Annotated in this window: 22 protein-coding genes; all 22 read left to right on the forward strand. The window is 68.3% G+C overall.

Going from position 1 to position 20,765, the window contains the following annotated elements; translation table 11 throughout:
* Positions 1-221 precede the first annotated feature (221 nt).
* Entirely contained in the window at positions 222-2,348 is a 2,127-nt protein-coding gene (locus FJX73_00610) for a CoA-binding protein (protein MBM3469285.1), read from the forward strand.
* Positions 2,349-2,371: 23 nt separating this feature from the next.
* Complete coding sequence (locus tag FJX73_00615) at positions 2,372-3,385, forward strand: sensor histidine kinase (protein ID MBM3469286.1); 1,014 nt, start codon at positions 2,372-2,374, stop codon at positions 3,383-3,385.
* Positions 3,375-4,037, forward strand: coding sequence for a response regulator transcription factor (locus FJX73_00620; GenBank protein ID MBM3469287.1), 663 nt, complete (start codon positions 3,375-3,377; stop codon positions 4,035-4,037). The genes FJX73_00615 and FJX73_00620 overlap by 11 nt, the downstream gene beginning before the upstream one ends.
* A gap of 113 nt (positions 4,038-4,150) precedes the next feature.
* A complete protein-coding gene (locus FJX73_00625; protein ID MBM3469288.1) occupies positions 4,151-4,612 on the forward strand; it encodes a hypothetical protein in 462 nt (153 codons plus the stop codon).
* Positions 4,613-4,614: 2 nt separating this feature from the next.
* A complete protein-coding gene (locus FJX73_00630) occupies positions 4,615-6,867 on the forward strand; it encodes a thiosulfate reductase (protein ID MBM3469289.1) in 2,253 nt (750 codons plus the stop codon).
* Between the two features lie 3 nt (positions 6,868-6,870).
* Positions 6,871-7,443 (forward strand): 4Fe-4S dicluster domain-containing protein, encoded by a 573-nt coding sequence (locus FJX73_00635; protein MBM3469290.1) that lies wholly within the window; start codon positions 6,871-6,873, stop codon positions 7,441-7,443.
* Positions 7,422-8,378, forward strand: a complete 957-nt coding sequence (locus tag FJX73_00640) for a hypothetical protein (GenBank protein MBM3469291.1) — start codon at positions 7,422-7,424, stop codon at positions 8,376-8,378. Before FJX73_00635 ends, FJX73_00640 begins: the two co-directional genes overlap by 22 nt.
* Before the next feature lie 114 nt (positions 8,379-8,492).
* On the forward strand, positions 8,493-8,942 hold the full coding sequence (locus FJX73_00645) for a rhodanese-like domain-containing protein (protein ID MBM3469292.1): 450 nt from the start codon (positions 8,493-8,495) through the stop codon (positions 8,940-8,942).
* A gap of 116 nt (positions 8,943-9,058) precedes the next feature.
* On the forward strand, positions 9,059-10,819 hold the full coding sequence (gene mobB, locus FJX73_00650; GenBank protein ID MBM3469293.1) for a molybdopterin-guanine dinucleotide biosynthesis protein B: 1,761 nt from the start codon (positions 9,059-9,061) through the stop codon (positions 10,817-10,819).
* Positions 10,816-11,445 (forward strand): molybdenum cofactor guanylyltransferase, encoded by a 630-nt coding sequence (locus tag FJX73_00655; GenBank protein ID MBM3469294.1) that lies wholly within the window; start codon positions 10,816-10,818, stop codon positions 11,443-11,445. The genes mobB and FJX73_00655 overlap by 4 nt, the downstream gene beginning before the upstream one ends.
* Entirely contained in the window at positions 11,435-12,670 is a 1,236-nt protein-coding gene (locus FJX73_00660) for a zinc-binding dehydrogenase (protein ID MBM3469295.1), read from the forward strand. The genes FJX73_00655 and FJX73_00660 overlap by 11 nt, the downstream gene beginning before the upstream one ends.
* Before the next feature lie 70 nt (positions 12,671-12,740).
* A complete protein-coding gene (locus FJX73_00665; protein MBM3469296.1) occupies positions 12,741-13,196 on the forward strand; it encodes a universal stress protein in 456 nt (151 codons plus the stop codon).
* A complete protein-coding gene (locus tag FJX73_00670) occupies positions 13,193-13,849 on the forward strand; it encodes a DsbA family protein (protein MBM3469297.1) in 657 nt (218 codons plus the stop codon). The genes FJX73_00665 and FJX73_00670 overlap by 4 nt, the downstream gene beginning before the upstream one ends.
* Positions 13,818-14,279, forward strand: a complete 462-nt coding sequence (locus FJX73_00675; protein MBM3469298.1) for a vitamin K epoxide reductase family protein — start codon at positions 13,818-13,820, stop codon at positions 14,277-14,279. The genes FJX73_00670 and FJX73_00675 overlap by 32 nt, the downstream gene beginning before the upstream one ends.
* Positions 14,280-14,350: 71 nt before the next feature.
* Positions 14,351-15,106 (forward strand): CBS domain-containing protein, encoded by a 756-nt coding sequence (locus FJX73_00680; GenBank protein ID MBM3469299.1) that lies wholly within the window; start codon positions 14,351-14,353, stop codon positions 15,104-15,106.
* A gap of 173 nt (positions 15,107-15,279) precedes the next feature.
* Positions 15,280-15,516 carry a HypC/HybG/HupF family hydrogenase formation chaperone gene (locus tag FJX73_00685; protein ID MBM3469300.1) on the forward strand — a complete coding sequence of 79 codons (237 nt, stop codon included), beginning with the start codon at positions 15,280-15,282 and terminating at the stop codon, positions 15,514-15,516.
* Positions 15,513-17,072 carry an ABC transporter substrate-binding protein gene (locus tag FJX73_00690; GenBank protein MBM3469301.1) on the forward strand — a complete coding sequence of 520 codons (1,560 nt, stop codon included), beginning with the start codon at positions 15,513-15,515 and terminating at the stop codon, positions 17,070-17,072. Before FJX73_00685 ends, FJX73_00690 begins: the two co-directional genes overlap by 4 nt.
* A gap of 18 nt (positions 17,073-17,090) precedes the next feature.
* Positions 17,091-18,050: an ABC transporter permease gene (locus FJX73_00695; GenBank protein MBM3469302.1), complete on the forward strand. Its 960-nt coding sequence runs from the start codon at positions 17,091-17,093 to the stop codon at positions 18,048-18,050.
* Entirely contained in the window at positions 18,047-18,898 is an 852-nt protein-coding gene (locus FJX73_00700; protein MBM3469303.1) for an ABC transporter permease, read from the forward strand. Before FJX73_00695 ends, FJX73_00700 begins: the two co-directional genes overlap by 4 nt.
* Before the next feature lie 92 nt (positions 18,899-18,990).
* Complete coding sequence (locus FJX73_00705; protein ID MBM3469304.1) at positions 18,991-19,770, forward strand: hypothetical protein; 780 nt, start codon at positions 18,991-18,993, stop codon at positions 19,768-19,770.
* Positions 19,686-20,021 (forward strand): hydrogenase maturation nickel metallochaperone HypA, encoded by a 336-nt coding sequence (locus FJX73_00710; GenBank protein MBM3469305.1) that lies wholly within the window; start codon positions 19,686-19,688, stop codon positions 20,019-20,021. Before FJX73_00705 ends, FJX73_00710 begins: the two co-directional genes overlap by 85 nt.
* Before the next feature lie 2 nt (positions 20,022-20,023).
* A complete protein-coding gene (gene hypB / locus FJX73_00715; GenBank protein MBM3469306.1) occupies positions 20,024-20,752 on the forward strand; it encodes a hydrogenase nickel incorporation protein HypB in 729 nt (242 codons plus the stop codon).
* Positions 20,753-20,765: the final 13 nt, after the last annotated feature.

Consider the following 20,765-nt stretch of genomic DNA (forward strand, 5'->3'; position numbering starts at 1 on the left):
CCATTCTCTTAGATACAATTCCACTTCAGCCGGCCTAGAGATAGAATACGGCGACTACCCTATTCCGGCCTGCCAGAGAGGCCCGTGCCTGGTTGCCGATTTCCCTTATCGGTCATCCACGAACCCTAGGGTCGCCGCCCTAGGCCAGCGCACCAATCACTGCCGCGCATTTCCAGGGGCTCGCCTTTGGGCGGCGAATATGTGTGGGGGTGATGCCACCGATGCCCAGTAGACGAGACCTGACACCTGTCATTCGACCCTCGACCATAGCCGTCATCGGCGCTTCCCGCGATCCGGCCAAGGTGGGGTATGCGATCTTCCACAACATTCTTACCGGGGGGTTCCAGGGTGCGGTGCATCCGGTGAATCCGACTGCCCGCGCGATCAGCGGGGTACGTGCCTATCGGTCGGTTCTGGAGGTTCCGGATCCCGTGGACCTGGCAGTGGTGATCACCCCGGCTCCCCTCGTGCCGGGAGTCCTGGACGAGTGCGGCCGCGCCGGGGTCCGCGGCGTGGTGGTGATCTCAGGCGGATTCCGCGAAGTGGGGGAGGAGGGCCGCAGGCGCGAGGACCTGGTTCGCGAGCGGGTTGCGCGTTGGGGTTTTGCCCTGATCGGACCCAACTGCCTGGGCGTGATCAACACCGCGCCGGACGTTCGGTTGAACGCGACCTTCGCCGCGCAGATCCCGGATGCCGGCAACATCGGCTTCCTGTCGCAGTCAGGCGCGCTCACCGCGGCGGCGCTCGACTATGCGCGCACCAAGCGCATCGGGTTCTCGAAGGTATTCAATCTCGGCAACAAGGCGGACGTGACCGAGCTGGAGTTGCTGGAGGTACTGGCCGGCGACCCGGATACGCACGTCATCCTGCTCTACGTGGAGGAACTGAGCGAGGGGCGGCGCTTCATCGAGACCGCCCGCGAGATCAGCGAGCAGTCGCCTCCCAAACCCGTCCTCGTGCTCAAGGCGGGTCGCACCGCGGCCGGTGCCAGGGCGGTCTCGAGCCACACCGGGTCGCTGGCCGGCTCCGACCAGGTCTACGAGGCCATTTTTGCGCAGGCCGGCGTGCTGCGGGTCGAGAGCATCGAGGAGCTGTTCGACTACGCGGGCGCGTTCTCGCGCCAGCCGCTGCCCAAGGGGAGGCGCGTCGCGATTGTCACCAATGCCGGCGGCCCTGGCATCCTGGCCACGGACGCCTGCATACGAGAGGGCCTGGAGCTGAGCAGGCTCTCGGAGGCGACGATTGGGGCGCTGCGGCTCGTCGTGCCTGGCGAAGCCCATGTGGGCAATCCCCTTGATATAATCGGCGACGCGGACGACCGCCGATACGACGCGGCCCTCGATGCTGTGTTGGCCGACCCGTCGGTGGACGCGGCCGTGGTGCTGGTGACCCGACAGGCGACCATTGACGTTGAGGCCGCGGCCGACGCGGTCATCCGGCGGGCGCGCGCCTCCGGCAAGCCGGTGCTGGCCTCGTTCGTCGGCGCCCTGGCCGTGGAGTCGGGCGTTGCCCGCCTGGAGGAGGCCGGGATTCCGCACTACCCCTTTCCTGAGGCAATTGCGCGGACGCTGGCCGCGATGGCGCGGTACGTCTCGTGGATCGGGCGGCCCCGCACCAGCTACCTGACCTTCGAAGACGTGGACCGAGACCGCGCGCGGCGGATCATCGCCGGCGCGGAGCCGGGGTTCCTGTCGGAGTCGGCGGCCCTGGAGCTGCTGGAGGCCTATCGGCTCCCGCTGCTGCCGTGGGCAGTGGCCACCAGCGCCGACGAGGCGGCGGCCCGTGCGCTGGAGATCGGGCTTCCTGTGGCCCTAAAGATCCTCTCTCCGCAGATCATTCACAAAGTGGACGTGGGCGGGGTGCGCCTCAACCTCAGGACCGCGGCCGAGGTCCGGGCGGCCTACGAGGCCATGATGGTCTCGATACGCAAGCACCACCCCGACGCGACGCTGCACGGGGTGCTGGTGCAGGCGATGGCGCGCAAGGGGCACGAGGTGATCCTGGGGCTCAGCCACGACGCGCAGTTCGGTCCGGTGTTGATGTTTGGACTGGGCGGGATATACGTGGAGGTCCTGAAGGACGTCACCTTCCGCCTGGCGCCGGTCAGGGAGCTGGGAGCCCGGCGCATGGTTGAGGAGACCCGCACCGCGGCCATCCTGCAGGGCGTCCGCGGCGAGCCCCCGTCGGACCTGGAGGCCATAGTCGAGTGCCTCCTGCGCCTGTCCCAGCTGGCCGTTGACTGCCCAGAGGTAGCGGAGCTCGACATCAACCCCCTCTTTGTCTACGCGGAGGGGCAGGGCGCCGCCGTGGCAGACGCACGGGTGCGGATCGCGCCTCCCCCGGGGTGATCTTACTGAAGCGCCTTCGGCGTATGCCGCTACTCTACAAAATCCTGGCGGCCAACGCGGTCATTGTCCTCCTGGGCGCGGTGGTCGGCACGGCCATCTCTCTCCGGCACGGCGCCCTGCATCCTGGTGAACCGCACCGCGATCTGATGGCGTCTTTCGCGCTGGCCGGGGTCGCGATCAGTCTGGCCGTGAACTACGCGGTCCTGCGGGTGCTGCTCCGACCGCTGGATCACCTGCAGCGCGCGGTGGACGCCGTGCGCGCGGGCGAGATAGGCGTGCGGGTGGCACGCGAGGGCATATCGGACGAGCGGTTCGAGCACCTGGCGGATACCTTCGATCGAATGCTCGCGACCCTGGAGGAACACGCCGAGCGGCTGCGCCTGCTGCCCGGGCAGATCCTGCGCGTACAGGAAGAGGAGCGCCGCAGGATCGCCCGCGAACTGCACGACGAGGCCGCGCAGTCAATAACCTCGCTTTTGGTCCGCCTGCGCCTGGTGGAGCAGTCCCAGACGCCCGAGGCGGCACGGGAGCGCGTGCGCGAACTGCGCGATCTAACGATGCGCGCCCTGGAGGACGTGCGCCGCATCGCGTTGGAGTTGCGGCCGTCCGTCCTCGACGACCTGGGGCTGGTGGACGCGCTGCATGCGCACGTGGACGCCCTGAACGCTGCCGGCGGCACCCGGGTGACGCTCGCGGCCGACAGCCTGGACGGCCGGTTGCCCCCCGACGTGGAGCTTGTGTTCTACCGCGTGGCGCAGGAGGCCCTGACGAACGTGCGGCGCCACGCGCACGCCCCCCGGGCACAGGTGCGCCTGCGCCGGAGTGGGTCAGAGATCGTGCTGGAGGTCGAGGACGAGGGTGGGGGTTTCGACCCGCGAAGATCCCCGCCCGCCGGCACCGGCCTGGGCCTTGCAGGCATGCGCGAGCGCATGGCCCTGATCGGCGGCGAGGTCACCGTACGCTCATCGCCGGGCCGCGGCACGACCATCGTGGCACGGGCGGATCTAACCGGCAGGGAGAATCAGCATGGCGGCTGAGATCCGGGTGCTGCTGGCCGATGATCACCCGGTGCTCCGCACAGGGTTGCGGACGCTTCTCGAGCAGGAGCCGGACATGCGCGTCGTGGGCGAGGCCTCCAACGGGCAGGAGGCCGTGGCCCTGGCGCAGCGGCTGCGCCCCGACGTGGTCATCATGGACATCAGCATGCCCGGGCTGGACGGGCTGGAGGCCACGCGCCAGATCCGCGGCCTGGACCTGCCCGTGCAGGTCCTCATCCTGACCGTGCACGCGCAGGAGCGCTACCTGTTTCCGGTGCTCAAGGCCGGCGCAGCCGGCTACGTGAACAAGACCGCGGCGGACGTCGAGTTGGTAGCGGCCATCCGCACGGTCGCCGGAGGCGGCGCGTTCCTGCACCCGGCGGCGACGCGCCAGTTGCTCGAGGACTTCATGACAGGGGCTCAGGCAGGCCAGGAGCGGGACAGCTACGACAGATTGAGCGATCGTGAGCGGGAGGTGCTCAAACTGGTGGCCGCGGGCCACACCGCGCGCGAGATCGCAGGCCTGCTGTACATCAGCCCCAAGAGCGTGGAGACCTACCGCGCCCGCATCATCGAGAAGTTGGAACTGCGCACCAGGGCAGACCTGGTGCGCTACGCGCTGCGCCGGGGACTGCTCACCGAGGACGTGTAGTCGCCTCGGACCGCTTCCCGCATCGCTGATCTGTCAGGAAAACCCCCTTCCATAAGATATGTCTTTTCCCGATTCCTCGGCGCCTCGGCGCTCCCCACAATGTGGAGCGGGTGATGACCCTGATGGCCTTTCGCCTCCTCGTGGCTGAGCGCAATGCAGAGTTCCTCCAAACGCTGGAGGAACTAACCGGTGCGGTGCGCGGAGCCCTTCCGATCGACCTCGAGGTTCGCGAGGTCGTTTCTGCGCACGATACCAGCGCCGTGCTGAGGGAATGGCGCCCTGACGCGCTGCTCCTCGATTGGAACATCGCCGCCGAGCAGACGGTGCCCTTTCTGGGCGAGCTTCAGGTGCAGCTTCCCGGCATACGCATAATGGTCATGCTGCCCGAGACGGCCGGGGAGTACCGGAGAGCGGTCTGGGCAGCCGGGGCGTGTGCGGGCATCCCGCGCGACCGACTCGATGCCGAGTGCCTGGCAACCGCGCTGTGCATAATGCAGCGCGCGAAGCTTCGGGAGACAGCGCTACGCAACCGCGTGATAGAGGCGTGTCCGTCCCTGGCCGAGGTGCTCGGGTGAAGCTGTCCCGGCGGGAGTTCCTCGTCTTTGGCGGCGGCGTCGCCGGGGCGTTGGCGACGGTATCTGCTCCGGGCCCGGTGCGGCGGCTCCTGCCGCCCCGAAGGCGTTTCTGGTTCCAGAAGGCGACGACGGCGGTACCCACAGTCTGCGAGATGTGCCTGTGGCGCTGCGGTGCGGTCGCCCAGGTGGCCGAAGGCCGCCTCTGGAAGCTCGACGGCCACCCTGAGAACCCGAAGTCCAACGGCCGGCTGTGTGCGCGCGGCCTCGGCGGCGTGGGCGAGCTGTACGATCCCGATCGTCTGAAGAAGCCGTTGATACGAACCGGCCGAAGGGGAGAGGGGCAGTTCCGCGAGACCAACTGGGATGAGGCCCTCGACGTGACGGCCAAAGCCCTCCTCAAGATCAAGGAGGATCATGGTCCCGAGGCCGTCGCGTTCTTCGGTCACTACGCCGGGGACAAGTGGTTCGTGGACTACCTGGCGCCGGCCTTTGGGTCGCCAAACGCCGCCAAGCCCGCGGTGGCCTTGTGCACAACCCCCCGCGAGGTGGCGAGCAACCTCACGTTCGGTCGGCCGGTTGGCGGGCACGAACCGGTGGATTGGGACCACACGCGCTACATCATCCTGCTGGGCACCCACATCGGCGAGAACGCGCACAACACCATGATGCAGCAGTTCGCCGCCGCGCGGGCGCGGGGGGCCAAGGTCGTGGTGGTCGACCCGCGCTTCTCGACCGTGGCCTCCAAGGCCGATCGCTACCTGCCGATCAAGCCGGGCACCGACACCGCTCTGCTGCTGGCCTGGATGCACTACATCATCGTCAATCAGCACTACGACGCCGAGTACGTCGCACGGTACACCGAAGGCTTCGAACAGCTCGTCGAGCATGTGCGGCCGTTCACGCCTGAGTGGGCCGCGCGCATCACCGATCTGCCGGCAGAGATCATCGCGGATGTGGCCAAGGACCTGTGCCGCTACCGACCGCAGGCCGTGCTGGTCCCCGGGCGCCATGTCGTTTGGTACGGGAACGACACGCAACGGATGCGCGCACTCTATCTGGTCAACATCCTGCTAGGGAACTACGGCCGCCGGGGTGGCTGGTACATCGCCGAGTCGCCCTACGTTGAAGAGTACCCTCTGCAGCCGTTCCCAATCGGGTCCGAGGCAGGTGGCTGTGCTGGTCCTGCGGCCTCCGGTCCGGAGGCCTCCTCAGACCGAAAGCCGAGGGCCGACGGCGCCGGCCGGACGTTCCTGCGCGGAGGCGTTGCAATACAGGAACTGGTCGAACCGATGATCACCGGAAGACCGTACCCGATCAAGGGCCTGGTCTCCTACGCGGTCAACCTCTTCCACACGCTGCCGGTCCGCGAGCGGACCGCCGAGGCGCTGCGAGCGCTCGACTTCCACGTGGCCGTCGACATCCTACCCCAGGAGCACACGCGGTGGGCAGATGTCGTGCTGCCGGAGTGCACGTACCTGGAGCGCTACGACGATCTGATCACCGTGCCGCACAAGACGCCCTTCATCGCGCTGCGGCAACCCGTTGTGGAGCCGATGCACGACTCCAGGCCCGGCTGGTGGATCGCGCGGGAACTGGGTATCCGGCTTGGCCTCGAGCAGTACTACCCCTGGAAGACGATCGAGGAGTACCTGGAGCAGCGGCTCAACTCCGTGGGGTTGACCCTGGAAGAGATGAAGAAGCAGGGAGTGAGCGTCCAGAAGGGCCGGCCCTATTTGGAGGACTGGGAAGGCAAGGGCTCGCCGTTTCGGACCGAGAGCAAGAAGATCCAGATCTACTGCAAGGAACTGGCAGAGGCCGGCATCGATCCGCTGCCGCGCTATGAGCCGACACCCGAACCGCCGGAGGGGTTCTTCCGCCTCCTCTACGGCCGGGCGCCGATGCACACCTTCGGCCGTACGCAGAACAACCCTGTCCTGACCAGGCTGATGCGCGAGAACGAGGTCTGGCTCAACCGGGCCGTGGCAGCGGCGATGCGGATGACCGACGGACAGCGGGTCATGCTCGTCAATCAGGACGGCGCGAAGAGCGGGCCGGTGCGGGTTCGCGTGACCGCGCGGATCCGCAAGGATTGCGTGTACCTGGTACACGGGTTCGGCCACAACGCGCCCGGGCTGCGCCGGGCCCACGGCCGGGGCGCCAGCGATACGGCTCTGCAGACGCGCTATGCGCTCGACCCGATAAGCGGCGGGGCCGGATTGAGGGTCAACTTCGTCAGGCTGGAGCCGGAGGCGTAGGCGATGGCCCGCTTGGCCATGGCGGTCGATCTTGAGCGATGCGTCGGGTGTCAGGCCTGCGCGGTCGCGTGCGCAACGGAGAACGAGGCGCCGGATGGCTTCGTGCGCCGGCGGGTGGGCGAGGCTGTCGCCGGAGATTCGCTGGTCGATCTGCGGCTGCAGTTCCTCCACATGCAGTGCTATCACTGCGAGAACCCGCCGTGCATCCCCGCGTGTCCGACTGGCGCCACGTACGTCAACCGCGACGGGCTCTGCCTTGTGGACTACAACATCTGTATCGGTTGTCGTGCTTGCGTGGCGGCCTGTCCGTACGGCATGCGCTATCCCCACCCGCGCGGGTTCGTGGACAAGTGCAGCCTGTGCGACCACCGCGTGTACTCCGGGCGCCAGCCCGCGTGCGTCGAGACCTGTCCCACGCAGGCCCTCACGTTCGGCGACCTCGACGACTCAAGGAGCCCAATCAGCCGGGCGGTTCTTGAGGCCCGCCGCGTCGAGCAGGACCGGCCCGAGACGGGCGCGCGGCCCAAGTTCTACATCCTCAACGGCGCCGTCGGGTGCGCGGAGGTGCGCCGGTGATCGAGATCCGCGATGCGGTGCTGAACACCGAGCTGCACCTCTGGGGGTGGGAGGTTGCGGCCTACCTGTTCCTGGGCGGCCTGGCGGCAGGGCTGCTGGTGTTCGCCTCATGGGCGCACCTGACCGGCCGGCGCCGCGAGTTCCTGCCCGCGGTGCGCGCGGCGGTGCTGCTCATCCCGCCGATCATCGTTGCCGGGTTGTTCCTGCTGTGGCTGGACCTGGGCAGCAAGTGGAGTCCGTTCTGGCTCTACCTGACGCTGCGGCCGCTGAGCCCGATGTCCTGGGGCGCGTGGATCCTTCTTGCGGTGTTCGTCACCTCTGCCCTGGCTGCCGCGCCCGCGGCTCATGCAGAGATCGAGGCTGGTCGCTGGAGAGAGGCAGCCAGGTGGCGTCGGAGCGTAGGCCGGCTGTCCCGCTGGGCGGGCCCTAACCTGCGCGCCTTAGCCTGGGCGAACCTGGTCGGAGGACTCGTCCTGGGCCTGTACACTGGCGTACTGCTCGGCACGATGGTGGCGCGTCCGGCGCTGAACAGCCCTCTGCTCGGCCCGCTGTTCCTGGTGTCCGGGCTCTCGACCGCCGCGGCGCTCCTGCTACTCCTGGTGCCGGGCGGTCCGTGGGGACGACTGCTGACCCGCGCCGAGGTCGCCGCGCATTCGCTCAAACTCGTACTCCTGGGCTTCTACCTGCTCGGGCTGGCCACGTCCACCGCCTATGCTCAGGCTTCGGCCTCGATGCTTGTCCGCGGTGCGTGGGCGTGGGCATTCTGGACGCTGGTCGTCGCGGCGGGAGCGCTCATGCCGCTGGGTGTCGCCCTCGCCGAACTCAACACGCGCCGTGTCACCCGTGCCGTGGCCGTTTCCTCATACGTTCTGGTGCTTGCCGGCGGCCTGGCGCTTCGAGTCGTGCTCGTGTACGCCGGACAGCGTGGACTCTGAACCAAGAGGGAGGGATGCAGTCGAGCGCAAACCGAGCGGTTCTAGCTCTCAGTAACGCGCGCTGGTCAACGAAGTGAATGCTACTTACCACAGACTAACGAAGGAGTGAAGCCCGTGAAGAGAACGCACCTGATCGCCTTGGTACTTGTAGCGGCGCTGGCCTTCGCAACGCCGGTAGTGGCCCGCGAGTGGATCCAGAAGCCCTTTGTCACCGCGGCAGAGCAGATGCTGGCCACGATGCCCGCCGACTTCTACCAGATGGATCCAACAGCGGTACAGCGCCTGATGGAGACCGCCAAGCCGCTGGTCCTGGACGTCCGCGAGAAGGCAGAATGGGACGCCGAGCGCATCGCCGGCGCCACTCACGTGCCGATCCGCGACCTGGCCAAGTTCGTCGAACAGCTCCCTGATTCCAAGGGCGCCCCCATCGTCACCGTATGCAAGATCGGGTACCGTGCCGGGATCGCGATGACGCTCCTGCGCATGTGGGGATACACTAACGTGCGCGCGATGCGCGGAGGAATGGACGCCTGGAAGGCGGCTGGGCTTCCGGTGACCAAGTAGAAGCGGAGCGCGCGCGGCCTTCTTGCCGGGAGCCGGCGCCCTATGTTCAGATCCCCCGTCTTCCAATAGTCTAGTAGGAGCACCGGCCGCTACTGGCGTGTCGAGGGAGGCATGAGTTGACCTTGCGAGAACCGCGCCCGCCCGCTTCGAGCGTAGAGGAGGCTCTTGCTCTCATCCTGCGGTCCATCCACAGGCAGCCCGCAGAGGAGGTGCCGCTTCAAGAGGCTGCGGGCCGGGTGCTGGCGGAGACGGTCTCGGCATCCGAGGACCTCTGGCCCTTCCCGCGCGCTGCGATGGATGGGGTGGCGGTACGCGCCAGCGATCTGGTCGGGGCGTGCGACGCCACGCCGGTATCACTCGAGGTCGTCGGCGCCGTCTTCCCGGGGCAGTCCTGGCCCCTGCCCCTGGAGCCGGGCACCGCCGTCAGAATCGCCACCGGTGCGCCGGTGCCGCCCGGTGCCGACGCGGTCGTGCCCGAAGAGATGATAACGCGAAGCCGCGGCCGCGTGATTGTCAGCCGTCCCGTGGACGTTGGGCGGCACGTCATGTCGGCAGGTGAAGAGGCCCGCGCCGGCGAGCCGGTGCTCAGGGTCGGGTGCGTGCTGCGGGGTGGAGATCTGGCCCTGATTGCCGCGATCGGCCTGGGCACCGTGCCGGTGGTGCGCCGCGCCGAAGTGGGCATTCTGGCCACTGGGGACGAGCTCGTGTCGGCCGGGTCGCCCCTGGGACCCGGGCAGGTGCGCGAGAGCAACACCTACGCCCTGGCCGCCGAGGTGTCGGCGCTGGGCGCGGAACCGCTCCGGCTGGGGATTGCGCCGGATGACCTCGAAGCACTCGAGGGCAGGATGCGCGAGGGTTTGCGGGCCGATGCACTGGTGATCTGCGGTGGGGCATCGGTGGGCGAACGCGACCTCGTGCGGGCAGCCCTTCGCCGTCTCGGCGTCGAGATGAAGTTCGCCGGCGTCAGGATGAAGCCAGGCTCGCCGGTGGCATTTGGACTGGCTGGCCTACGCCCGGTCTTTGCGCTTCCCGGCACACCCGGCGCCGCGCGCATTGCATTTGAGGTGCTGGTCCGCCCGGCGCTGTGCGCCATGATGGGGCACGGCGAGATCCATCGTCAGGCGGCGACGGCCACGCTCAAGGAGGATCTTAGGGTGAGCCCCGGGCGCCAGCGGTATCTATGGGGTCGTGCGGTCCTGGGCGCCTCGGGTCTCGAGATTACCCCGCTGTCCCGGCAGGGGACCGCGACCCTTCGTTCGGCGAGCGAGGCCAACGCCCTCATCGTGATCGAGCCAGGGGACACCGAACTGCCCGCGGGTGCCCGGGTTGCCGTCCGACTCCTGGTGCCCTCCGGACTGCAAGGCGGCATTGCAGCGCAGCCGGCGGTCCTGAGCGTGGTCGGCGCACCCGGGAGCGGCAAGACCGCCCTGATCGAGCGGCTTATCCCTTTGCTGCGCCGTCGCGGTCTGGCGGTCGCCGTCGTGAAGCACCACGCGCACATGCGGTCAGTTGACGATGAGGGAACGGACACTTGGCGCGCAGAACAGGCAGGCGCGATCGAGACCGTGCTGGCAGGCCCGGGCGGCGCGGTCTTCCGGCGGCCCCACGCGGGCGATCCTCCGGTTGCCCAGGTGCTGGCAGGGTTGCGCCACGCGAACCTGGTCCTGGTGGAAGGATACAGCATGTCACACTGGCCCAAGATCCTCGTGATGAGGGAAGGCGTGACGCAGGACCGGCCGGAACCCGCGGGTCCGCTCATCGCGGTGGTGAGTGACGAGCCTGCCCCCGGTGCCGCAGGCGGTGGAGCACCGGTGTTCACCTGGCAGGATCTGGAAGCCGTGGCCGACCTGGTCGTGCGCAGGATGGCGCCGCCGTGAGCGCGTTGGCCGGGCTCACCGGGGTGGTCCTCGCCGGCGGAGAGGGCAGCCGCATGGGTGCCGATAAGGCCTTCGTCGAGGTCGAAGGCGTGCCGATGATCGAGCGGGTGGTCCGCGTCCTGCGCGCGTGCTGTTCCGAAGTGTTGATAGTTGCCAAGGAGCCGGCGGCCTACGAGCACCTGCGGCTACGGGTGATCCCGGACAGATCTGCCATCCAGGCGCCGCTTGTGGGCGTCTGCGGCGGGCTGGGGGCGGCAGCGACGCCGTGGGCGTTCGTGGCCGCGTGCGACATGCCTTACCTCTCACCAGACGCGGTGCGGCTTCTGGCCGGGCTGGCAGAGGGCTTTGATGCGGCCGTTCCCAGGGTGCAGGGTCGCTGGCATCCCCTGCACGCCGTCTATGCCACCTCGACGCTGCCCTTGTTCGAGGAGCATCTGGCGAAGGCAGAGACGCGCATGTGGGCCGCCCTCGAGGCGCTGCGCGTGCGGCAGGTGACCGCGGCAGAGCTGGAGACCGTTGACCCGGGACTGTGCACGCTGATCAACGTCAACACGGTCCAGGAGCACCGCGCGGTCACGGAGCGCCGCAGGCCAGGAGGGTCGCGCCACGAGCGTATTGAAGAGTAACCACGTGAAGGCCGTCGTCTCCAACATCACGATCCCCAGATACCTGGCTGCGCGCTCTCTCGGTCGCATCTGGCGGCCGGTATTCTGGAGCCGGTTGAGCCCGATCCGGTTGGCCGACATCCCTGAACCCCGCCTGCCCGGACCCGACTGGGTCAAGGTGCGCGTGCACCTGGGCGGTGTCTGCGGGAGCGACCTGCACGTGGTGCTCCTGGAGACTAGCCCGTATGCTACGGTCTATGCCTCGATGCCCTTCGTCATCGGGCACGAGAACGTGGGCACCGTGGTGGAGGTTGGTCCTGATGCCGGCGTGGACCTGGGCACCCGGGTTGTGGTGGAGCCCGTGCTCGCGTGCGCGGCACGGGGTTTCGCCGACCCTTGCGCGGCCTGCGCTCGAGGTGACTACAACCTGTGCGCCCGGTTCGCCGAGGGATACCTCTCGCCAGGGCTTGGGCAGGGCGCCTGCCGCGATACCGGAGGGGCGTGGGGCGAGGTCATGGTCGCCCATCGCTCGCAACTCGTCTCGGTCCCTGCCCATGTCTCCGACGAGCAGGCAATACTCGTGGAGCCGCTGGCTGTGGCGGTGCACGCCATCCTCAGGTTCGTGCCCGCGGACGCGGCAACGGTGCTCGTAGCCGGCGCAGGAGCGATAGGGCTTGCTGCTGTGGCGGCGCTGCGTGCGCTCCGTCCGGGCGCGCGAGCAGTAGCACTGGCGCGGTACCCTCACCAGGCCGACCTCGCGCGCCGTTTTGGGGCCTCGGCGGTGATTGCCGCTTCGGGGGACGCCCACTACCGGGAGATCGCTTCCCTGACTGACTCCAAACTCCTGAAGCCCATGCTGGGGCCGCCGGTACTGACAGGGGGCGCCGACGCCACCCTGGAGTGTGTGGGAACCGAGCGCAGCATCGCCGACGCGTTCCGCCTGACAAGGGCCGGCGGCAGGGTGGTGCTGCTGGGGCTGGCGGCGGTTCCGCGGGGCGTGGACTGGACCCCGATCTGGCTGCGTGAGATCGCGGTTCACGGTGGATTCGCCTACTCGCTCGAACGGGTGGACGGCCGCGTGTCCCGGTCAATGGACCTGGCCATGGAACTGCTGGCGACAGGCGGCGTGGACCTGCGGCCGCTGATCACGCACCGGTTTCCCCTGGCGGAGTTCCATCGCGCGATCGAGGTGGCTCTCGACAAGCGGCGGCACCGCGCCGTCAAGATCCTCCTGGCGCCCTCATAGGGGTACGGATGCACCCCTCCCCTTCGTCTGATAGAATACGGGCACGCGCGCGCTCCACGGAGGTGTAGACATGCCACCTCGCATCAGCACGATCTTGGTACCGGTTGATTTCTCCACGGGGTCCGCGGCTGCGGTCGAGTGGGCTCAGGCCCTTGCCGGCGCTTTCGGCGCGAAGATCGTCCTGCTCAGCGTGATTGACGTATCGGTGAGTGCTATCATGGGCGGCCCTGGCGGCGTCATGGTTCCGCCGCCCCCGGAATCGCTCCTGGACCAGATGCGTGAAGAGGCGCGCACGGAGATGGCGGCAGTGGCCGCCCGCGTGCCGGGCGCGACGCCCGTGATCAGGGAAGGCACGCCGCGGCACGAGATCCTCGAGGTTGCCGCCGAGGTCAAGGCAGACCTGATCGTCATGGGCACGCACGGACGCACGGGGCTTGCGCACCTGCTGTTTGGGAGCGTGGCGGAGCACGTGGTCCGGCACGCCGAAGTACCCGTCTTCACCGTTAGGGGGTCAAAGGAGTCATGAGATCCAAGCGCCGTTCCCGGAAGGGGCTGTGGGCAATCGTCGGGGTCGTGGCCGTCGCTGGCGCAATCGGCGCGGCAGTCCTCCATTGGAGGACCGCGGCGCCCCCGGCGGCCGCGCCGCCGCCACCTGCGCCGGAAGGATCTTCCGGCACGGCCCGCGGGCGCCTTGGCGCGCCGGTGACCCTCGAGATCTTCTCGGACTTCCGGTGCAAGTACTGCGGCATCCTGGCCGAGTCGGTCGAGCCGCTCATAGTGTCCGAGTACGTCAACAAAGGGATCGTCCGAATGGTGTACAGGCAGTTCCCGGTGGGAGGCCCGCTTTCCGAGCAGGCCGCCGAGGCCAGCCTGTGCGCAGCCGACCAGGGCAAGTTCTGGGCGTACCACGGCGCGCTGTTCGCCCGCCTGCCCCGGGGTGAGCTGCGCGGGGCCGGGGACCTTGATTCCGCCGCGCGCGAGATCGGTCTCGACCAGGCGGCGTTCACCCGCTGCCTGCGCAGTGGGCAGATGCGCGCCCGGGTAGCCGCCGACATGAATGAGGGGCTGCGGCGCGGCGTGCAGGGTACCCCGACCAGTTTCGTGGGCGGTCGGGCGATCGTAGGCGCTCAACCCATAGAGGTGTTTCGTGCCGCCATCGAAGCCGCGCGCCCGCGCTAGCACGGTCGGCACCTCGGGCAGCGCCTGGCTGGCAGCGGCGGCGGTCGCGGTGGCCGGCATCGCGGTCTCCGGATACCTGCTCTTCAGCTATGCCCGGAACATCGCTCCCGTGTGCCTGGCAGGCCCGTGCGCCGAGGTCGCCACCAGTTCCTATGCCCGGTTCCTCGGGATCCCGAACGCGGCCCTGGGGTTGATGCTCTACGTGGCCGTCGCCGCCGTAGCGATCGCGGCCTTGTCCCGCGTGCCGGTCAGGTCCTGGGCGTCTCCCGTAATGTTCGGCCTAGGGGTGTTCGGGGCGACCTTTTCTGTCTACCTCACCTGGCTGCAGGTGGCCGTGCTGCAGGCGGTCTGCGCCTGGTGCGCGCTGAGCGCGGTACTGTGGGTTGTGATGCTTGTGCTGTCGGTGGTGATCGCGCGCCGGGGTCCCTGAGCCGCCCTCAGACTGAAGCCCGGCCAATATCCGTCCGGAACCCTATTGTGCCCCCATGTGGCTTCCCTACGATGGAGCCAGCCGCAAGCGCGGCGGAATCGGCGGGGTTGTGTGCCATGCTTGTTCGCGATCGGATGAGTGCTCCAGCGATCACCGCGGAGACCAGGACCTCACTGGCAGAGGCCCTGGGCCTGATGCGCCGGCTCGGGATCCGCCGGCTCCCGGTGCTGCAGCGAAGCCGGCTCGTGGGGATCGTCACCTGGACCGACCTCATGCGCGCGCAGCCCTCCCTTGTCGCGGGGGTGGATGCCGAGGCGGCCGCTGCCTTCCTGGAGCGGACCGCGGTACGCGAGATCATGAGCCCGGGCCCCATCACGATAGGGCCCGACGCGCCGATCGAGGCCGCAGCGGTAATCATGCGGCGCGAGAAGATCGGCGGACTCCCGGTCGTCGAGAAGCGGTCGCTTCTGGGCGTGGTCACCGAGAGCGACATCTTCGAGGCGTTCATTGACCTCACCGGCCTGCGCCAGGACGGCGCACGTCTGGTGGTGGATCTTTCTGGCCGCGCAAATGCCATCGCCGGACTCGCGGCCATCGCCGACGGTGCCGGTGTTCCCCTTGACTCTCTGGCCACCTACAGGCAGTGTGATCGAAGGCTGGCCGTAGTGCGCGTGGCCGCGCCGTACCCCCTGCACCTTGTTGAAGCGTTGAGCGAAGGGGGATTCCCGGTGCTGCACCTTGCCGCCGCCCCGTCGGAATTGGACTCGATGAAGGGGAAGCGGCGGTACTCGACCTACTCTCGCGCCTGGGAGTCCACGGCGCGGTAGGAGCAATCCTGGCGACGGTGGTGGTGCGGACACTCCTCACCCCCCGTCGGACAACCGATGCGGAGACTGCGCCGCCACCCCGCCAGGAGTTCCGCGACGACCCTGAAGCGTCCATAGAGCCGGGAGAGTATTCCCCGGTCTGACCCAATGTGCAATACTCTACCTCCGGAGCCATGTGTCTGGCATTGCCGCACCGCATCACTCGGATTCTCGATTCTCGGAGGGCCCTAGCAGAGGGCCCCGACGGGGAGCGCACGATTTCGACTGACCTTGTCGGTGAACTTGCCCCAGGAGCGTATGTCATTGTGGTCTATGGGGCCGCTATCCGCGAAGTCGCCCCGGACGAGGCGGCCGAGATCCTCGGGCTCGTGGCCGAGCTCACCGCGCAGGATCCGCCCCTAACGCAATGATCCGCTCACAGCCCTTGCGCCCCGCGGGTGCGCGCCGTCCCCTGGCAGCGTTGGTCGTGGCGCTGATCCTCCTGCTCGCTTGCTCTGGTGGCGCCGGGGCGTTGCCTGCCGGGCCGTTGCGGCTGGTGTGGTGGACTGATGTGGGGTTTCCGACGCCGTTTGCCGTCTCCACCCTGGGACCGGGCGGAGTGGTGCGCCTCTCGCTCCTCTACGACACCCTTGTCTGGAAGGATCACACCGGTGTGATTCCCTGGCTGGCAGAGTCGTGGCGGATCTCCGGCGACGGCAGGCGGTGGACGTTCACCCTGCGCCCTGACGTGGTCTGGCACGACGGCCGCCCCCTGACGGCCCGCGACGTGCAGTTCACCTTTGAGTACTACCGCCCCCACCCCTTTGTATGGGTTGACACATCCGTTGTTGCTGAGGTCACCACGGACGGCCCGCGCACCGTGACCTTCGTGCTCCGCGAACCCTTCGCGCCCTTCCTCGAGGACATCGCCGGAATCATCCCCGTCGTTCCGGCGCACGTCTGGGAAGGGGTGGCAGAGCCGCGTAAGGCGCAGGGTGTGGGTATGGCGACCGGCTCAGGGCCGTATCGGCTGGCAGAGTACCGGCCGGGAACCGGTGAGTACCGGCTCGAGGCAAACCACCGGTACTTCCGGGGTCGGCCCAGGTTCGAGGAGATCCAGTACACGGTCATCCCCGCGGAACGGCAGTTGCTGGCCATTCAGAGCGGCCAGTCGGATGTGGCAATGGCCGATACCTACGACGTGGTGCGCGCGTTCTCCGGTCACCCATACTTACGGACCTGGCAGAGCGAGCCCCTGTCGGTTGCGCGCCTGCTGTTCAACACGGAGCGGCCGCCATTCGACCAGAGGGCGGCTCGCCAGTCCGTGGCCTACGGGATCAACCGCACGCAACTGGCGACGCTGGTCACGCGCGGGCCAGGGGTTCCTGGAAGCCCGGGCATCGTCCCGCCCACGGACCGCTGGCATAACCCGCGCATCCGGGCCTATCCCTACGATCCAAGCAAGGCGCGGAGTCTGGTCGCGCAGGCAGGCCTGACGTCCCTGGCGTTTGAGCTCCTGGCCAGCCCTTCGCCGGTGGTGCCGGTAGTGCAGGAGATGCTGCGGCGCGCCGGGATCGAGGTGTCGGTGCGCACCGTGGACGCCCGGACCAGGGCCGCCCTGGTTGCGGAGGGCAAGTACCAGGCGGCGTTGACGTTTCACATAGGGGCCGGTGGGGACCCCGACTACCTGCGGCGGTGGCTCGGCGGCGGAGAGGCGAACCTCTTTGGGCAGTCCGCGGGGTTTACCCACCCCGAGTTCCGGCGCCTGGCCGCAGGGCAGGCCCGGACCCTGGATCAGGCCGCCCGCCGCGCGAGCGTCCACCGGATGCAAGAAATCCTGGCTGACGAACTTCCTACCCTTGCGCTCTACTACAGGCGGTTCTACTGGGTCTACGACAGCCGCAAGTTCATCCCCACAGCCACGGCCGGGGGCCTGATGAACGGGATCCCGCTGATAGAGAACAAGCTCGCGTTCCTGGGGCGGTAGCCGGGGGCAGAGGAGACCGTGCGGCGCCTGGTACGCTACGCCGGGCTGGTGTGCATTGTAGTACTGCTGAACTTCCTCGTGCCGCGGCTGCTTCCCGGGAGTCCGGCAGCAGGCGGGGGCGGCGACGAGGCGGCGGTTCTGCCGTCTGCCGCCTACCGATCCCTGGTTGCCACCTATCACCTCGACCTCCCGCTGCCGGCCCAGCTCGCCAGATACATTGCCGGGTTGCCCAGGGGAGACCTGGGGTGGTCGTTGACATCGCACCGTCCGGTTGCCCGCATTCTGATGGAGCGGCTGCCCTGGACGCTCCTTCTTGTTGGCAGCGCCGTGGTGCTGGCCGCCGCGTTCGGCGGTGTCCTGGGGTGGGCGGCCGCCTGGTACGGTCGCCGCCGGGCCGTCCGCGTTCTGACCGCGGCCACCGTGGGAGTGGGCGCCCTGCCCGAGTTCCTGATCGGCATGGCGCTGATAGTTGTGTTCTCTTCTCGCCTGCAGATCTTCCCATCCGGTGGTGCCACCACCCCGTTTGCCGGCCATCATGGACTGATGCAGGCCGTGCTCGATGTGGCCTGGCACGCGGCGCTCCCGGGGTTCACGCTCGTCCTTGGCCTCACGCCGGCCTTTGCCCTGCTGATGCGCAATGCGCTCGTGCCGCTGCTGAGTGAACGGTACCTGGTGACGGCACGGGCCAAGGGGCTCACCTCCAGGCGTGTCGCCTGGCACGCGCTTCGCAACGCGTTGCCACCCGTGGCCACGCTCCTGGGACTCCGGCTGGGTACGGCAGTCGCCGGAGCGGCCGTGGTCGAGCGCATCTTTGCCTACCCTGGGATGGGCATGCTTCTGTACGAGGCGATAAGCACGCGCGACTACCCCTTGATGCAGGGCGTGTTTCTGGTAGCCAGCCTGGCGGTGCTGACGGTGAACCTGCTTCTGGACCTCGTTGCCGCCAGGCTCGATCCTCGACTCGAGGGCCAGGCGTGAACGCGCACGGCCGCCCGCGGCGCCGGCCGAACGGGCGAGGCACGGCCGCGACCGGAGCCGCGGTGCTGGTCGCCCTTATCCTCCTGGCGATGGCCGCGCCCCTGCTGTCCCCTGAGGAGCCCGACCGCATAGCCGGAGATCCGGCCGCACCTCCTGGCCCGCGGTTCTGGCTGGGCACCAACGCGATGGGGCAGGACCTGTTCAGCCACCTGCTCTACGGCGCGCGGACCTCTCTCCTGGTGGGGTTTCTTGCCGCCTGCCTGTCCACGGGCCTCTCCGCCGCGGTCGGCATCTCCGCGGGGATGTGGCGGCGGGGCCAGGGCATGCTCATGGCGCTGGTGGACCTCTTCCTGGCCTTGCCCCAGGTGCCGCTCATCGTGCTGATGGTGGTCTTCTGGGGCCCGGGCTTCTGGCCGCTCGTGGGAACCCTGGCCCTGATCGGATGGGCCGCGTTCGCGCGCATCGTGCGCGCACAGGTTTCGGTTACCCTACGGAAGGAGTACGTTGAGGCGGCGCGCGCGCTGGGGGCTTCGGAAGGACGCGTGCTGCGGGCAATCGTCCTGATGGAGGTGGCCCCGATCCTGTTCACGAAGTTCCTGCTGACGGTGCGGTGGGCGGTCCTAATGGAGGCCACGCTGGGGCTGCTGGGACTCGCCGATCCCGGTCGCGTGAGCTGGGGGCTCGTGCTCCACCAGGCCTTTGGGTACCCGCTGCTCTTCCTGAATGGCGCCTGGCTCTGGTGGGCTGTTCCCCCGGCTATCGGGATCGTGGTCGTGACCCTGGCCTTGATGGCCGTGGGGCAGGACGTTGACTTGTGGCTCAACCCGGCCATGCGTCCTCCGGCGTGAACCCTAGGGACGTCGCAAACGACCGGTCGTGCGCGGCACCTATGGGCGCCTCGCGGCCCATATCCTATGATGTCCACGGAGGGATGCCCCGAATGCTGACTGGGTCGCTTCAGGTCGGCCCCCCTGTTCCTGCCGCCGCGGGAGCAGGAGGCGTCCTGGACGGCACGCTGCTGTTTGCCCGGTTCGCCTTCATGCCCAATCACCTGGGCTACTGCGGCGACGACTCCAACGCCACGCTCCTCGCCTACATGCGGGAAAGCGTATCCGATCAGGGGCTGCGCCGCCACCTCAACGCGTTCTCCGGAGCCCTGCCCTATCTTCGTGTGATCGCGGAGTCCAACGGCATAGCCGATCCGTTTGACGCGCGGGTTGTGGAGGCATACTGGATCGGCAACGGCCTTCTGGAGACCGTGGACTGGGCGTTTCACGCCAGGCGTCTCCACGAGCGGTTCAGCGGCCGCGTGCGCCCGGCCACCATGGAGCTGCTGGTGGGCAAGCCGCGCGCCGGTGCGCGTGCCCACCACGCCTTCCACGTGTTCGACGTATCATTCCGTACCGGACTGCCCCAGGGCGATGCAGCGCTGGATCTCTGCCGCATCGGCTGGGGGACGGTCAACGCAGTGGAACCCGTTGCCTTCACGGTGACGTACCGGCCGATCGTCCTGCGACAGGGACGGCTTTGCTTTGGCGAGCCCCAGACGGAGCGTGTGCTTCGGGCGATGGGCACGGATCAGTTCCTGGATGAAGCGTCGGTGGGAGACGTGATCGCCTTCCACTGGCGGTGGGCATGCCTCAAGCTCACCCCGGCGCAGGTGGCCAACCTCGAACGGTACACCCAGGGCATGCTGGCCCTGGCAAACCAGACTTTCTGAGGCAGAGCCGGATGCACGAGGTGGCAATCGCACAGGCCCTGCTGACCGAGGTAGAAGCCGCGGCTTCGCGGCACGGCCTGAAGAGCGTTTCAGCGGTGGGCATCTGCGTGGGACAGAACAGCGGCGTCGCGGCAGAGCCCTTGATGCAGGCGTTCGAGATCCTACGCGGGGGCTGCGCGGGTTGCGCGGTGCTCGATCTGAGGACCACCGAGGGCACCGACCTCCGCATGGAGTGGCTGGAGGGAGAATGACCGTGCGCGTGGAGGTAGTGGAGCGCATCCTGCGTGCCAACGATGCGCTGGCCGCCGAGGTCCGCGGACTGCTCGACCGGGCTGGCATCACGGCCGTCAACCTGATTGGTTCCCCGGGCAGCGGTAAGACCTCTCTCCTGGAACGGACTGCGGCCCTGCTCCACCCACGCCTTCGCCTCGGTGTCATAGAGGGAGACATCGCCACGACCCGCGATGCGGAGCGCGTTGCCCGCTGCGGTATCCCCGCAGTGCAGATCGAGACCCGCCTGGTAGGCAACGCGTGCCACCTGGACGCGAGCATGGTACAGACCGCGCTCGGTCGCCTGCCGCTGGCGGACGTGCAGGTCCTGTTCATCGAGAACGTCGGAAACCTGGTCTGTCCCGCGGCGTACGACGTCGGCGAGCACCTGCGCGTCGTGGTGGCAAGCGTTCCCGAGGGCGACGACAAGGTGTACAAGTATCCGTCCACATTCTCCAGGGCAGACGCGGTGGTCCTGAACAAGATAGACCTCGTTGCGGCCACCGAGTTCTCGCTCGAGGTCTTCACAGCCGGGCTGCGCGAGGTAACGGCGGCGCCGCTCTTCCCGGTCTCGGCACGCACCGGAGAAGGCGTGGCGGACTGGATCACCTGGATAGAGGCACGGCAGACCTGTCACGCGCGCGATGCGGCCCACCCCGCAACGGCCGCCGGTCAGGATCCGGCGGTGTCAGACGGCACAGGGGCGGGCTAGTCAAGGGGGACGA

This window comes from Armatimonadota bacterium (genome assembly GCA_016869025.1).
In the GTDB taxonomy this organism is placed as follows: Bacteria; Sysuimicrobiota; Sysuimicrobiia; order Sysuimicrobiales; family Humicultoraceae; genus VGFA01.

Coding starts and splice junctions, on each gene's coding strand:
- FJX73_00625 (MBM3469288.1), top strand. CDS start 4,151: ATGACCCTGATGGCCTTTCGCCTCCTCGTGGCTGAGCGCAATGCAGAG.
- FJX73_00665 (MBM3469296.1), top strand. CDS start 12,741: ATGCCACCTCGCATCAGCACGATCTTGGTACCGGTTGATTTCTCCACG.
- FJX73_00635 (MBM3469290.1), top strand. CDS start 6,871: ATGGCCCGCTTGGCCATGGCGGTCGATCTTGAGCGATGCGTCGGGTGT.
- FJX73_00615 (MBM3469286.1), top strand. CDS start 2,372: ATGCCGCTACTCTACAAAATCCTGGCGGCCAACGCGGTCATTGTCCTC.
- FJX73_00620 (MBM3469287.1), top strand. CDS start 3,375: ATGGCGGCTGAGATCCGGGTGCTGCTGGCCGATGATCACCCGGTGCTC.
- FJX73_00685 (MBM3469300.1), top strand. CDS start 15,280: ATGTGTCTGGCATTGCCGCACCGCATCACTCGGATTCTCGATTCTCGG.
- FJX73_00670 (MBM3469297.1), top strand. CDS start 13,193: ATGAGATCCAAGCGCCGTTCCCGGAAGGGGCTGTGGGCAATCGTCGGG.
- FJX73_00690 (MBM3469301.1), top strand. CDS start 15,513: ATGATCCGCTCACAGCCCTTGCGCCCCGCGGGTGCGCGCCGTCCCCTG.
- FJX73_00710 (MBM3469305.1), top strand. CDS start 19,686: ATGCCTCAAGCTCACCCCGGCGCAGGTGGCCAACCTCGAACGGTACAC.
- FJX73_00705 (MBM3469304.1), top strand. CDS start 18,991: ATGCTGACTGGGTCGCTTCAGGTCGGCCCCCCTGTTCCTGCCGCCGCG.
- FJX73_00680 (MBM3469299.1), top strand. CDS start 14,351: ATGGAGCCAGCCGCAAGCGCGGCGGAATCGGCGGGGTTGTGTGCCATG.
- FJX73_00610 (MBM3469285.1), top strand. CDS start 222: ATGCCCAGTAGACGAGACCTGACACCTGTCATTCGACCCTCGACCATA.